This is a genomic window from Rathayibacter sp. VKM Ac-2879 (assembly GCF_015351245.1).
Taxonomy (GTDB): Bacteria; Actinomycetota; Actinomycetes; order Actinomycetales; family Microbacteriaceae; genus Rathayibacter.
On sequence record NZ_JADKSO010000002.1, the window covers coordinates 324270 to 337973 of the forward strand.

Genomic DNA, 13704 nt, shown 5'->3' on the forward strand with positions numbered 1-13704 from the left:
GGCCGATCAGCGTGCGATGTCGGCGAGCCGCGCGCCCGTCGCCGCGACCAGGTCGGCGGGTGCAAGCTCGATGTCGAAGCCACGCCTGCCTCCCGAGACGAACACCGTGTCGAAGAGTTCGGCCGTCTCGTCGAGCACGGTCCGGTGACGGTTCCGCTGTCCGATCGGCGAGATGCCTCCGAGCACGTAGCCGGTGCGGCGCTGTGCCAGCGCTGGATCGGCCATCGCGGCTCGCCGCGCCCCCACCGCCGCGGCCAGCTCCTTGAGACCGAGCGAGCCGGTCACCGGCACGATGCCCACCACCAGCTCACCGTCGGCGTCGACCATGAGCGTCTTGAGGACGCGCTCGGGCTCGACGCCGAGCGCCTCCGCCGCCTCGAGGCCGTAGCTGCCGGCCGACGGATCGTGTCGGTACTCCCGAGGGACGAAACGAATGCCCGCCGCCGCGAGCGCGAGCGTGGCCGGGGTGCCCGGTCCACGGAGAGACGCCATCAGGCCGTCTCCCCGCCCCCGTGCGCGACGAAGAGCTGCATCGAGGTGCCGCCGACCCGGATCATCTGCCCCGGATCGAACGACTCGCCGTGCTCGAGGGGCTCCGTCTCCTCGCTGTTCCAGAGACGGGTGTAGCCCGTGACTCCGTCGCTTTCGGCGAGGACGACGCTCGTGTCGTGCTCGACCCCGTGCACGACGAGGAGCACGCGGTCGGTCCGGGGGGCGCCGGAGGGATCCGCCTCGGTCGCCGCCGCGAGATACTGCAGGGTGCGGTTCGCGGCCGAGGTCCAGTCGTGCTCCGACATCCCGTGCCCGTGCGCGTCGAACCAGCGCATGGTGCTCGCACCGGCGACCTCCTCGCCTTCGCGGGCGTAGTGCGAGGGGCGCAGGGCCGGGTGTTCGCGGCGGAGGCGGATCAGCGTCCGGGTGTGTTCGCGCAGGGCGAGCTGCCACGGGGCGAGCCCCTCCCACCGCAGCCAGGTCAGGTCGGAGTCCTGACAGTAGGCATTGTTGTTGCCGCGTTGGCTGCGTCCCGCCTCGTCGCCCGCCGTGATCATCGGGACGCCCGCCGAGAGCAGCAAGGTGCCCAGCAGGTTGCGGATGGCCTTGTGTCGGGCGCGCGTGATGGCCTCGTCCGTCGTGGGGCCCTCGAAGCCGTGATTGAAGGAGCGGTTCTGGTCGGCTCCGTCGCGGTTCGACTCGCCGTTGCCGATGTTGTGCTTGACGTTGTACGAGACCAGGTCTGCGAGCGTGAATCCGTCGTGCGCCGTGACGAAGTTCACGGAGGCGAGCGGGCCGCGTTCCGCCGAGAACGTGTTGGAGGACCCGGCGAGCCTCGTCGCGAACCCGCCGATGCCCACCGGAGCCGTGCCGGCGCGGCGGGCGTAGTCGATGTCCGAGAGCCAGAAGTTGCGGGCCCGGTCGCGGTAGCGGTCGTTCCACTCCGACCAGCCGCTCGGGAAGTTGCCGGTCTGCCAACCGCCCATGCCCACGTCCCACGGCTCGGCGATCATCTTCACGTCGGCGAGAGCCGGGTCCTCGACCGCCGCGCGCAGCAGCGGGTGGTCGGGGCGGAAGTGAGCGATCTCGTCGCGGCCGAGGGTTGCGGCGAGATCGAGCCGGAACCCGTCGATCCCCAGCTCACCCGACCAGTAGCGCAGGGAATCGAGCACGAGCCGTTGGGCGGCCGGCCGGCCGAAGTCGATGGTGTTGCCGCATCCGGTCACGTCGACGTAGTGGCCCTCGACCGTCTGCCGGTAGTAGCTCGCGTCGTCGATGCCGCGCAGGCTCGACATCGGCCCGTCCGGCCCCTCCTCGGCGGTGTGGTTGTAGACGACGTCGAGGATGACCTCGAGACCCGCTTCGTGCAGCAGCTTGACCATGCCCTTGAACTCGCGGAGGACAGCCGTCGGACCTCCGCGCTGGGCCGCGGTCGAGGCATAGCCGGCGTGCGGGCTGAAGAAGTTGAGGGTGTTGTAGCCCCAGTAGTTGCTCAGTCCCTGCCGCAGCAGGCGCTGCTCCGAGAGGTAGGCGTGCACCGGGAGCAGCTCGATCGCCGTGACGCCGAGCTCGAGGAGCGCAGCGACCGTCGACTCGTGCGCGAGTCCGGCGTAGGTGCCGCGCAGTCCCACCGGGAGCGCCGGATTGAGCTTGGTCAGGCCCTTGACGTGCGCCTCGTAGATCACCGACTGCGCCAGCGGCGTCTTGGGGCGCGTCGACGTGCCCCACTCGAAGGAGTCGTCGACGACGACCGAGCGCCACTCGTTCTCGGCGACCCGGTACAGCCCCCGCGAGTACGGTTCGAGGAGGGCACGGCCGGGGTCGAAACGGTGGCGCGGGCCCTTCGGACCGTCCACGCGCAGGGCGTAGCGCCGCCCGGGGGTGAGCAGCTCGGAACTCGCCGACCACACCGCCGCGTCGCCGCGCACGAGAGGCACCGTGCGTGTGATCCAACTCGGGTCCTTCTCGTCGTAGAGGAGCAGGTCGATCGCGTGCGCGTTCTCGGACCACACCCGCAGCTCGCCTCCCTCGTCGTCCACGGTGACGCCGAGCCGGTCCAAAGGATCGTGAGAGGTCATGCGACATACAGTAGTGAGCGCCGCCGACCTCTCTCGGCGAGCGGAGGAGGGGCTGTCGTGATCTACCTCGACCACGCCGCGACGACGCCTCTGCGACCGAGCGCGCTCGCCGCGTTCGCTGAGGCGTCCGCCCACGCGGGCAATCCTTCCTCCGTGCACGGCGCTGGCCAGGAGGCCCGGCGCCGGCTCGAGGACGCCCGCTCGACGATAGCCCACGCGCTGGGCTGCGAGCCGATCGAGATCGTGCTCACTGCCGGCGGGACGGAGGCGATCAATCTCGCCGTCAAGGGCCTCTACTGGTCGCGGGTGGGAGCGGCCCCAGCGCGACGTCGCGTCCTCGTTCCCGAGGGCGAGCACCACGCGACGATCGACAGCGCCGCCTGGCTCGCCGAGCACGAGGGTGCCGAGATCGACTGGCTGCCGCTCGACTCCGAGGGCGTGCTGCATCCGGAGGTGCTGGCTGCCTCGATAGCCCGCGACCCCGAGTCAGTGGCGCTCGTCACGGCGCTCTGGGTGAACAACGAGATCGGCACCATCCAACCGGTGGTCGAGCTGGCCTCCGTCTGCGCAGAGGCCGGAGTGCCCCTGCACCTCGATGCCGTCGCGGCGCTCGGCCACCTCCCGGTGGACGTCGGGGCGGTGCGGCGTGCCTCCGGAACCCGCGGGGGAGCGGGACTCGTCGCCGTGAGCGTCTCGGGCCACAAGGTCGGCGCCCCCGTCGCGACGGGCGCCCTCGTGCTCGGCCGCGCGGCGCAGGTGGTGCCGCTGCTGCACGGAGGCGGCCAGCAGCGGGGCATCCGCTCCGGCACTCAGGACGTCGCAGGCGCGGCCGCCCTCGCCGTCGCGATCGCGGAGGCCGTCGCCGAGCTGCCCGAGGAGCTTCCGCGTGTCGCCGCCCTCCGCGACCGTCTCGTCGCGGGAGTGTTGGCCGCGGTTCCCGGTGCGACCCTCACCGGGCCGCCCCTCGACTCCGGGCGTCGCGTCTCGAACAACGCGCACGTCAGCTTCCCCGGGGCCCAGGGCGACTCGCTCCTCTTCCTCCTCGATCAGGCGGGCCTCTCGGTGTCGACCGGCTCGGCGTGCACCGCGGGCATCCCCGAGCCCTCGCACGTGGTGATGGCCCTCGGTCGCAGCGAGGACGAGGCGCGCGGCGTCCTCCGGCTGACGCTCGGCCGCACCTCCACCGCCTCCGATGTCGATGCGCTGCACGCGGCACTGCCGGAGGCGTACGCCCGCGCCTCTCGGGCAGGGCTCTCGAACCGCACGGTGCTGCCCGCGCGCTGAGCGGCGTACCCGCCCCGAGGGTGCCCGAACACGGGAGGCCGGCGCGCGATCCGGCCAGAGCTCCTCGCGGGTGGCCGCTCGCTCGTAGACTTCTCCGGTGAAGGTTCTTGCGGCGATGAGCGGTGGAGTGGACTCGGCGGTCGCCGCGGCACGAGCGGTGGAGGCGGGGCACGAGGTCGTCGGCGTGCATCTCGCGCTGAGCAGAATGCCCGGCACGCTGCGCACCGGCAGTCGCGGCTGCTGCACGATCGAGGACTCGATGGATGCGCAACGCGCCGCGAACGTCCTCGGCATCCCCTACTACGTGTGGGACTTCTCGGAGCGCTTCAAGGTCGACGTGGTCGACGATTTCGTCGCCGAGTATTCGGCCGGACGCACCCCCAACCCCTGCATGCGCTGCAACGAGCGGATCAAGTTCGCCGCGCTGCTCGAGAAGGCGCTCGATCTCGGATTCGACGCCGTCTGCACCGGCCACTACGCGTCCCTCCGCAGCGGCGCGGACGGCGCGCTCGAGCTGCACCGTGCGAGCGATGCCGCGAAGGACCAGTCGTATGTGCTCGGCGTCCTCACGGCCCAGCAGCTCGCTCACTCGATGTTCCCGCTCGGCTCGACTCCGTCGAAGGCGCTCGTCCGCGCCGAAGCCGCCGAGCGCGGCCTGAGCGTGGCGAGCAAGCCCGACAGCTACGACATCTGCTTCATCCCGGATGGTGACACGCGCGGGTGGCTGTCCGAGCGCGTGACGCCGGAGGCGGGCGCGATCCTCGATCGCGACGGCGCGGTCGTCGGCACGCACGACGGCGCGCACGGCTACACTGTCGGCCAGCGGCGGGGGCTGCACCTCGGCGTCCCTGCGCCCGACGGTCGCCCGCGCTTCGTGCTCGAGGTGCGCCCGACGAGCAACGAGGTGGTGGTGGGTCCGCGGGAGGCTCTGCGCATCGGCGAGATCGCCGGCGAGCGCTTCACGTGGGCCGGCTCGGCCCCCGAGGAGGCGTCCATGCCGTTCGCCTGCCACGTCCAGATCCGCGCGCACGCCGACCCGGTACCCGCGGAGGCCCGAGTGTCGGAGGTCGATGGCAGGGTGGAGCTCGTGATCACCCCCGCTTCTCCTCTCGACGGCGTCGCCCCCGGTCAGACGGCCGTCGTGTACCTCGGCACTCGCGTGCTGGGCCAGTGCACCATCGACCGCACGGTCCCCGCAGACGCGGTGGCGGCGCGCGCCGCGGTGGCCCGGTGAGCGCGGCCTCCCGCGTCGACGAGCTGCGCGCGCAGATCCGGGCGGCGGGCGAGAGCTACTACGCGGCGGATGCGTCGCCGCTGTCCGATGCCGAGTACGACGCCCTCGTGCACGAGCTCGCCGCCCTCGAGGCCGAACACCCCGAGCTGGCGCGCGACGACTCGCCCACCCAGACCGTCGGCGGCATCGTGGGCGCGGGCTTGGCTCCCATCGACCACGCCGAGCGGATGCTCTCGCTCGACAACGTGTTCTCGGCCGAGGAGCTGCGCGAGTGGTGCGAGAAGACGGTCGCCTCCTCCGCCCGCCCGATCCGCTGGCTCACCGAGCTCAAGATCGACGGCCTGGCCCTCTCTCTGCGCTACGAGCACGGTCGCCTCGTGACGGCGGCAACCCGCGGCGACGGCCGCACCGGCGAAGACGTCACGGTCAACGCCCTGCGGGTGGCGGGCATCCCCGAACATCTCGGGGGCGAGGGCCACCCCGCCCTCGTCGAGGTGCGCGGCGAGGTGTTCATCCCGGTCGCCGCCTTCGAGGCGCTCAACCGCCTGCAGGAGTCGCTGCGCGACGAGGCGGTCGCAGAGACGCGCGCCCGCTGGGCAGCACGTCCCGCCTCCACCCGCGGCGAGTTCGACGACGAAAAGGCGCGGCTGAGCGCGCTGCGCCGTTTCCCCACCTTCGCCAACCCGCGGAACGCCGCGAGCGGCGGCCTGCGCCAGCAGCTCGACAAGAAGGCGGGCCTCGACCTTCGCGCGGGCGAGGCCCGGGTCGGGTCGCTCGCCCTCTACGTGCACGGCATCGGCGCGTGGCCCGATCCGCCTGTCGCGACCCAGTCCGAGGTCTACGGGCTGCTCGCGTCCTGGGGCCTCCCGGTCAGTGCGCACAATCGCGTGTCGGAGTCGGTCGACGAGGTCCTCGCCTTCGTCGAGAGGTACGGCCGTGAGCGCCATTCGGTTGAGCACGAGATCGACGGAGTCGTCGTCAAGGTCGACGAGCTCGCCCTGCACGACGAGCTGGGCGCCACGAGCCGGGCGCCGCGCTGGGCGATCGCCTACAAGTACCCTCCTGAGGAGGTGCACACGAGGCTCCTCGACATCGTGGTGAGCGTCGGCCGCACGGGCCGGGCCACCCCGTTCGCGCAGATGGAGAAGGTCAAGGTCGCCGGATCCGAGGTCCGTCAGGCGACCCTCCACAACGCCGACGTCGTGCGCGCCAAGGGTGTGCTCATCGGCGACACGGTGGTTCTGCGCAAGGCGGGTGATGTCATCCCGGAGGTGCTCGGCCCGGTCGTGGAGCTGCGAGACGGCAGCGAGCGCGAGTTCGTCATGCCGACGCGGTGCCCCGAGTGCGGCACCGCCCTCGCTCCGGCCAAAGAAGGCGACGTCGATCTCCGCTGCCCCAACGCGAAGTCCTGCCCCGCGCAGGTACGGGGGCGCGTCGAGCACATCGGCAGCCGCGGAGCCCTCGACATCGAGGCACTGGGCGAGGTGAGCGCCGCGGCGCTCACCCAGCCGCTGGTGCCCGCCGAACCGCCGTTGCGCACCGAGGCCGCGCTCTTCGAGCTGACGGTGGCCGACCTGTTTCCGATCGAGGTCGTGGTCCGAGACTCCGAGACGGGGCTGCAGAAGCTCGACGCCTCGGGCGAGCCGAAGGTCGTCACGCCGTTCAAGCGCAAGCGGCAGCTCGCCAAAGACGGCGCCTTCGACCCTGAGGCCGCGTCGTTCGCGGGCGACGTCTCCTCGGTGCCCTCGACCAATGCGCTGCGGCTCATCGAGAACATCGAGCGGGCGAAGACGAAAGAGCTCTGGCGCCTGCTCGTCTCCCTCAGCATCCGCCATGTCGGCCCCGTCGCCGCGCGTGCCCTGGCCGGATACTTCGGGTCGCTGGAGGCGATCCGGGCGGCGAGTCGCGACGAGCTGGCGGCCGTCGATGGAGTCGGCGGCATCATCGCCGACGCGTTGCTGGCCTGGTTCGAGGTCGACTGGCACGTCGAGATCGTCGAGCGTTGGGCGGAGGCCGGCGTACGATTCGCCACCCCGGGGCACCCCGGTCCGGGAGCCGCCGATGCGGCGGGCGGAGTGCTCGCCGGGCTCACGGTCGTCGCGACGGGCTCGCTCGAGGGCTACTCCCGCGAGGGAGCGCAAGAGGCGATCCTGGCCGCGGGAGGCAAGGCCGGCTCGAGCGTCTCGAAGAAGACCGACTACGTCGCCGCGGGCCCGGGCGCCGGCAGCAAGCTCGGCAAGGCCGAGCAGCTCGGCGTGCGGATCATCACGGCCGCCGAGTTCCACCTTCTCGTGACCGAGGGTCCCTTGGCGCTCCCACCGCTCGAGGAGGCGCCTGCCGCCGAGACCGCGGGCACCCCTCCGACCACGGCCGAGCCGGCGTCGTCCTGAGCGGGCCCCGCCGCCGTAGGCCTCCGCGGCCCCCGGTAGACTGACCGCCGAATCCTCACGAACCACCAGACGGAGACGCATGTCCGAGATCACGGCCGATACGGTCGCCCATCTGGCCCAGCTGGCCAGGATCGACCTCACCGAGGACGAGGTCCAGAACCTCACCCGCGAGCTCGGCCAGATCGTCGACTCCGTGCGCGCGGTGCAGGCCGTCGCCACCCCCGAGGTACCGGCGACGAGCCATCCCCTCCCGCTCGAGAACGTGTTCCGAGCCGATGTCGTCGGCGAGACGCTGACCCTCGAGCAGGCGCTCTCCGGCGCGCCGGAGCACGACGGCAGCCGCTTCCAGGTCTCGGCGATCCTGGGGGAGGAGCAGTGAGCGCGCATGGCGACGAGATCGTCCGCCTGAGCGCCTCCGCCCTCGCCGGACGACTCGGCGAGGGCTCGATCTCCTCCGTCGAGGTGACCCGCGCCCACCTCGAGCGCATCGACGCCGTCGACGGTGCCGTGCACGCCTTCCTGCACGTCGCCTCCTCTACCGCTCTCACGACGGCCGAGGCCATCGACCGTCGCCGTGCCGAGGGCGAGACCCTTCACCCCCTGGCCGGCGTCCCGCTCGCCGTCAAGGACGTCATCGTCACGAACGACATGCCCACGACTGGCGGCTCACGGATCCTCGAGGGCTGGCGCCCGCCCTACGACGCGACGGTCATGCGCAAGGTCCGCGAGGCAGGTCTTGTGCCGATCGGCAAGACCAACATGGACGAGTTCGCGATGGGCTCGACCACCGAGCACTCGGCTTACGGTCCCACGCACAACCCGTGGGACCTCGACCGCATCCCGGGCGGCTCGGGAGGCGGCTCCGCGGCCGCCGTCGCCAGCTACGAAGCCCCGCTCGCGCTCGGCTCCGACACCGGAGGCTCGATCCGCCAGCCCGCTCACGTGACCGGCACCGTCGGCGTGAAGCCGACCTACGGCGGCGTCTCGCGCTACGGAGCGATCGCGCTCGCCTCCAGCCTCGACCAGATCGGCCCGGTCTCGCGCACCGTCCTCGACTCGGCGCTCCTGCACGACGTGATCGCGGGCCACGATCCGCGTGATTCCACCTCACTGCGCGACTCTTGGCCGTCGTTCGCCGACGCGGTGCGACGCGCCGACGTGAAGGGCCTGCGCATCGGCGTGCTCACCGAGCTCGACGGAGGCGAGGGCTTCCAGCCCGGCGTGCTTGCTCGCTTCCACGAGGCCCTCGCGGTGCTCGAGGGAGCCGGAGCGGAGATCGTCGAGGTCAGCGCGCCGAGCATCGAGCACGCCGTCGCCGCCTACTACCTGATCCTCCCCGCGGAGGCCTCGAGCAACCTCGCCAAGTTCGACTCGGTGCGCTTCGGTCTCAGGGTCGCTCCTCCCGGCGGAGGCACTGTCGAGCAGGTCATGGCGGCCACGCGCGGACAGGGCTTCGGCCCCGAGGTGAAGCGCCGCATCATCTTGGGCACCTATGCCCTCTCGGCGGGCTATTACGACGCGTATTACGGCAGCGCCCAAAAGGTGCGCACGCTCGTCCAGCGCGACTTCGACGCGGCTTTCGCGTCGGTCGACGTCATCGCCTCTCCCACCGCCCCGACGACCGCCTATCGCCTCGGCGAGAAGCTCGACGACCCGCTGGCGATGTACCGCGGCGACATCGCGACGATCCCGGCGAACCTCGCCGGCATTCCGGGCATCTCGGTGCCGGCGGGCCTCGCCGACGAAGATGGGTTGCCGGTCGGCATCCAGTTCCTCGCGCCGGCTCGCCACGACGTCCGCCTCTACACCGTCGGCGGGGCGCTCGAGACGCTCCTCGAAGAGAAATGGGGCCACCCTCTGCTCGCGAAGGCGCCCGATCTCGCCCGTTCCGTGCTCTCCGCCACCGAGGAAGGTGCCGTCTGATGGCCTCCGCGCACACGTCCGCCCCTGCCCTCATGGACTACGACGAGGTGTTCGAGCGCTTCGAGCCGGTCCTCGGTTTCGAGGTGCATGTCGAGCTCAACACGAAGACCAAGATGTTCTCGGATGCACCGAACGAGTTCGGTTCCGAGCCCAACACGAACGTCACCCCGGTCGATCTCGGTCTCCCGGGCTCTCTTCCCGTCGTCAACGAGCAGGCCGTGCGCTACTCGATCAGTCTCGGCCTCGCGCTCGGCTGCTCCATCGCGCCGTCGAGCCGCTTCGCGCGGAAGAATTACTTCTACCCGGACCTCGCGAAGAACTACCAGATCTCGCAATTCGACGAGCCGATCGCCTTCGAGGGCTCCGTCGAGATCGAGCTGGCCGACGGCACGCTCGTCGAGATTCCGATCGAGCGCGCCCACATGGAGGAAGACGCCGGCAAGCTCACGCACGTGGGCGGATCGACCGGCCGCATCCAGGGGGCGGAGTACTCGCTCGTCGACTACAACCGCGCCGGAGTTCCCCTCGTCGAGATCGTCACGAAGCCGATCTATGGCGCCGGCAAGAGTGCCCCCGAGTATGCGAAGGCCTACGTCGCCACGATCCGCGACATCGTGCTCGCCCTCGGCATCTCCGACGCCAAGATGGAGCGCGGCAACCTGCGCTGCGATGCCAACGTCTCCCTCCGCCCGCTCGGCCAAGAGAAGCTGGGCACGCGCACCGAGACCAAGAACGTCAACTCGCTGCGCTCGGTCGAGCGCGCCGTGCGCTACGAGATCCAGCGGCAGGCTGCGATCCTCGCAGCCGGCGGCACGATCACGCAGGAGACGCGCCACTGGCACGAGGACACGGGCCGCACGTCCGCGGGGCGCCCGAAGAGCGATGCCGACGACTACCGCTACTTCCCCGAGCCCGACCTGCTGCCGGTCGTGCCGAGCGCCGAGCTGATCGAGGAGCTGCGCGCCGCGCTCCCCGAGAAGCCCGCCGTCCGCCGCCGTCGGCTCAAGGCCGACTGGGGCTTCACCGATCTCGAGTTCCAGGACGTCGCCAACAGCGGTCTGCTCCTCGAGATCGCCGAGACCGTCGCCGCCGGCGCGAGCCCGCAGGCCGCACGCAAATGGTGGACCGGCGAGATCGCCCGGCTGGCCAACGTCGCGGGAGGCGACCCTTCGGCTCTCGTCACACCGGCCCAGGTCGCCGAGCTCGCCCGACTCATCGAAAGCGGCACCCTGACCGATCGCCTCGCCCGCGAGGTCCTCCAGGGCGTCATCGCCGGAGAGGGCACCCCGCAGGAGGTCGTCGACGCCCGCGGGCTCGCCGTCGTGTCGGACGACGGGGCGCTCATCGAGGCGATTGACGCGGCCCTGGCCTCGCAGCCCGACGTGCTCGCGAAGATCCGCGACGGCAAGGTGCAGGCCGCGGGTGCCGTGATCGGCGCCGTGATGAAGGCCATGAAGGGTCAGGCCGACGCGGCCCGCGTCCGCGAGCTCGTCCTGGAGCGCGCGGCCGGCTGACGCGGGGGACGCGATCACGGTCGGCGCCGGCGGCCGTCGCTGAGCTGTCGGCGCGAGTGCGGGGGTTACCCGGATGCCGCGCACAGGCGCGGTCCGCCAGAGTGGAGTCATGGCTACTCTCGTGCGCCCCCGTCGGGGCAAGATCATCGCCGGCGTCTGCGCCGCTCTCGCCCGCCGCTTCGGTTGGAGCCCCTTCGTGGTGCGCCTGCTGTTCGTGCTCTCGTGCCTTCTTCCCGGGCCGCAGATCATCGCCTACCTCATCCTGTGGATCGTGATCCCGAAGCAGAAGTAGACGGCTCGGCTTCCACCGCTTCCTCTGAGAGAACGCTCAGCGGCAGCCGCGGTGCGGGGCCTACGGTTGCGCTGTGCGCCCCACGTCGTGGCGCCGAGGAGGAGATCATGGGATTCCTGGACCGACTGCTGGGCCGCGACGAGCAGCCCGAGGGCGCGCGTCGAGCGCCTGCCGCCTCCGATGCCGGAGTGTCTCCGGCGTACGGCACGCCCCCGGGCCGTTCGGCCCGTAGCGAGGACGAGATCGCGATCGAGCGCTATCGCTATCTCTTGCGCACCGCGCCCCCTGAAGCGCTCGAGCAGGTGCATCGCGAGGCCTTCGAGAAGCTCACGCCCGAGCAGCGGCAGCAGGTGTTCCGTCAGCTCAGCGAAAACGCGCCCGTGGGGGACGCGCCGCGCGACGACTCTCCGAGCACTCTGGCGCAGTCGGCGACCCGTAGCGAGCTGCGTCAGCCGGGCTTCATGGAACGTCGGTTCGCCGGGGGAGGCGGAATGGGCTTCGGAGGCGTCCTCGCGACGTCGATGCTCGGAACGATCGCAGGCTTCGCGATCGGCTCCCTGGTCGCCGACGCGTTCCTCCCCGATGCCGGAGCCGACATGGCGTCCGGCGAGGGAGGCGACGCCGGAGCGGGTGCCGGAGACGAGGGCGGCTGGGGAGGAGACGGCGGCTGGGGCGACTCGGGTGGCGATTTCGGTGGCGGCGGAGACTTCGGCTTCTAGGGCCGCCGCCGATCGGCCATCGACGATCGCTCGGCTGACGGCGCCGGGGGCTTCGTGCTCTCGTCGTCAGCCGCGACCTTCGTCGAGCAGCAGCGCCTTCACCTCGCGTCGGAGGACCTTGCCGATCATGCTCCGCGGCAGTTCGTCGACGACCACGATCCGCTTCGGCACCTTGTAGGGCGTGAGCGCCTCGCGCACGGCCGCCCGCGCCGCCTCCGGATCGAAGGAGGCGCCGGGCTCGAGCACGACCGCCGCGGCGATCGATTCGCCGCTGTGCGGATGGGGTAGCCCCACGACGGCGACGTCGCGGACGGCCGAGAACCGGCGGAGCACCTCCTCGACCTCGGTCGGCGAGACATTGAACCCACCGGTGATGATGAGCTCCTTGATCCGATCCACGATCCGCACGAAGCCGTCCTCGTCGATCGTCGCGATGTCGCCCGTGCGGAACCAGCCGTCGCGGGTGAACGTGCGTGCCGTCTCGTCGGGCTTGCGGTGGTAGCCGCGGAAGACCTGTGGACCACGAACGACGAGCTCGCCCTGCTCACCGGGCGCGAGCTCGATCTCGGGGGAGTCGGGGTCGACGATGCGCGCATCCGTGCCGGGTAGCGGGAGGCCGACTGTTCCGGCGCGGCGGGTCGGGCCGACCGGATTGGCCATCAGGACGGGCGAGGTCTCGGAGAGCCCGTAACCCTCGACGAGCGTGCCCCCCGTCTGCGCCTCGAACGAGTCGACGAGCGCAGGGTCGAGCGGCATCGCGCCCGAGATCGCGATCTCGATGCCTTTCAGCGAGACGCCGCGATCCTGGGCGCGGGCGGCCAGCCGCTCGGCGATCGGTGGGACCGCGGGCAGGAACGTCGCGGGGTGCTTCCGCACGACGGCGAGCACGAGGTCGGGGTCGAACTTCGGGAACAAGACCAGACGTGCGCCCATGCTCATCGCGAAGGTGAGGCAGAGGGTGAGCCCGTAGGCGTGGAACATGGGCAGGACCGCGTAGACGACGCAATCGCCGCGTCGCACCTGCGGCACCCACGCGCGCGATTGCGCGGCGTTCGCGGTGAGGTTCGCGTGCGTCAGCTCGGCGCCCTTGGGCGTGCCGGTCGTGCCGCTCGTGTACTGGATGACGGCGAGGTCCTCGGCCGCGGGCCGGGGATGCGCGGGGTCGAGACGACGGCGGAGGAGAGACTCCCACTCGACGGCGCCGCGCGAGCGGCCCGTGAGCGCAGCGCGCGACTCCCGGACTCGACGCAGGGGCAAGCGCAACGCCGCACGCAAGTGCGCGGGCATCGCGTGGGTGAGGTCGACCGCGATGATGGTCTCGACGCCCAGATCCTCCGGCAGCTCCTGCACGGTCGGGACGACGCGGTTCCAGGCGATGACTGTGCGGGCACCGTGGTCCTCGAACTGGTGGCGCAGTTCGCGCGGCGTGTAGAGCGGATTGTGCTCGACGACGACCGCGCCCAGTCGGAGCACCGCATAGAACGCGACGACGTGCTGCGGGCAGTTGGGGAGGATGAGCGCGACCGGGTCGCCCGCGCGCACGCCTCGTCGGCGCAGGCCCTCCGCCGCTCGTTCGACCTCGTCGGCGAGCTGGGAGTAGCTCGTCGAGCGACCGAAGAACTCCAGCGCGACATGCCGCGGGTACCGGCGCGCCGACTCCGTGACGATGTCGACCAGCGAACCGGTCGGGAGCTCCAGCTCCGTGGGCACTCCGGGCGCGTAGCTCCGGAGCCAGGGTCGGGGCGGATGAGAACTCACCCGCCCCACTCTAGGTGCAG

Annotated in this window: 11 protein-coding genes; 8 read left to right on the forward strand and 3 right to left on the reverse strand. The window is 71.4% G+C overall.

The window, feature by feature from the left end; genetic code table 11:
* Positions 1-6: 6 nt before the first annotated feature.
* Together ybaK and glgX are read right to left on the reverse strand one after the other, a co-directional pair.
* Positions 7-492: a Cys-tRNA(Pro) deacylase gene (gene ybaK, locus ITJ45_RS06515; RefSeq protein ID WP_194608435.1), complete on the reverse strand. Its 486-nt coding sequence runs from the start codon at positions 490-492 to the stop codon at positions 7-9.
* On the reverse strand, positions 492-2570 hold the full coding sequence (glgX, locus tag ITJ45_RS06520; RefSeq protein ID WP_194608433.1) for a glycogen debranching protein GlgX: 2079 nt from the start codon (positions 2568-2570) through the stop codon (positions 492-494). Before glgX ends, ybaK begins: the two co-directional genes overlap by 1 nt.
* 57 nt (positions 2571-2627) lie before the next feature.
* Between glgX and ITJ45_RS06525 the strand changes: the two genes are divergently transcribed.
* The 8 genes from ITJ45_RS06525 (at position 2628) to ITJ45_RS06560 (ending at position 11926) form a co-directional block, all read left to right on the forward strand.
* Positions 2628-3854 (forward strand): cysteine desulfurase family protein, encoded by a 1227-nt coding sequence (locus tag ITJ45_RS06525; RefSeq protein ID WP_323742912.1) that lies wholly within the window; start codon positions 2628-2630, stop codon positions 3852-3854.
* Between the two features lie 97 nt (positions 3855-3951).
* A complete protein-coding gene (gene mnmA, locus ITJ45_RS06530) occupies positions 3952-5088 on the forward strand; it encodes a tRNA 2-thiouridine(34) synthase MnmA (RefSeq protein ID WP_194608430.1) in 1137 nt (378 codons plus the stop codon).
* Complete coding sequence (gene ligA, locus ITJ45_RS06535) at positions 5085-7478, forward strand: NAD-dependent DNA ligase LigA (protein WP_194608428.1); 2394 nt, start codon at positions 5085-5087, stop codon at positions 7476-7478. The genes mnmA and ligA overlap by 4 nt, the downstream gene beginning before the upstream one ends.
* A 79-nt stretch (positions 7479-7557) precedes the next feature.
* Positions 7558-7857 (forward strand): Asp-tRNA(Asn)/Glu-tRNA(Gln) amidotransferase subunit GatC, encoded by a 300-nt coding sequence (gene gatC / locus ITJ45_RS06540; protein ID WP_194608426.1) that lies wholly within the window; start codon positions 7558-7560, stop codon positions 7855-7857.
* A complete protein-coding gene (gene gatA / locus ITJ45_RS06545) occupies positions 7854-9401 on the forward strand; it encodes an Asp-tRNA(Asn)/Glu-tRNA(Gln) amidotransferase subunit GatA (protein ID WP_194608424.1) in 1548 nt (515 codons plus the stop codon). The genes gatC and gatA overlap by 4 nt, the downstream gene beginning before the upstream one ends.
* Positions 9401-10915, forward strand: coding sequence for an Asp-tRNA(Asn)/Glu-tRNA(Gln) amidotransferase subunit GatB (gatB, locus tag ITJ45_RS06550; protein ID WP_228493615.1), 1515 nt, complete (start codon positions 9401-9403; stop codon positions 10913-10915). The genes gatA and gatB overlap by 1 nt, the downstream gene beginning before the upstream one ends.
* 109 nt (positions 10916-11024) lie before the next feature.
* Complete coding sequence (locus ITJ45_RS06555; protein WP_194608422.1) at positions 11025-11207, forward strand: PspC domain-containing protein; 183 nt, start codon at positions 11025-11027, stop codon at positions 11205-11207.
* A 107-nt stretch (positions 11208-11314) separates the two neighbouring features.
* On the forward strand, positions 11315-11926 hold the full coding sequence (locus ITJ45_RS06560; protein WP_194608420.1) for a hypothetical protein: 612 nt from the start codon (positions 11315-11317) through the stop codon (positions 11924-11926).
* A 66-nt stretch (positions 11927-11992) separates the two neighbouring features.
* On the opposite strand, the gene ITJ45_RS06565 is transcribed toward ITJ45_RS06560, so the two are convergent.
* Positions 11993-13684, reverse strand: a complete 1692-nt coding sequence (locus ITJ45_RS06565) for a long-chain-fatty-acid--CoA ligase (protein WP_194608418.1) — start codon at positions 13682-13684, stop codon at positions 11993-11995.
* Between the last annotated feature and the right edge of the window lie 20 nt (positions 13685-13704).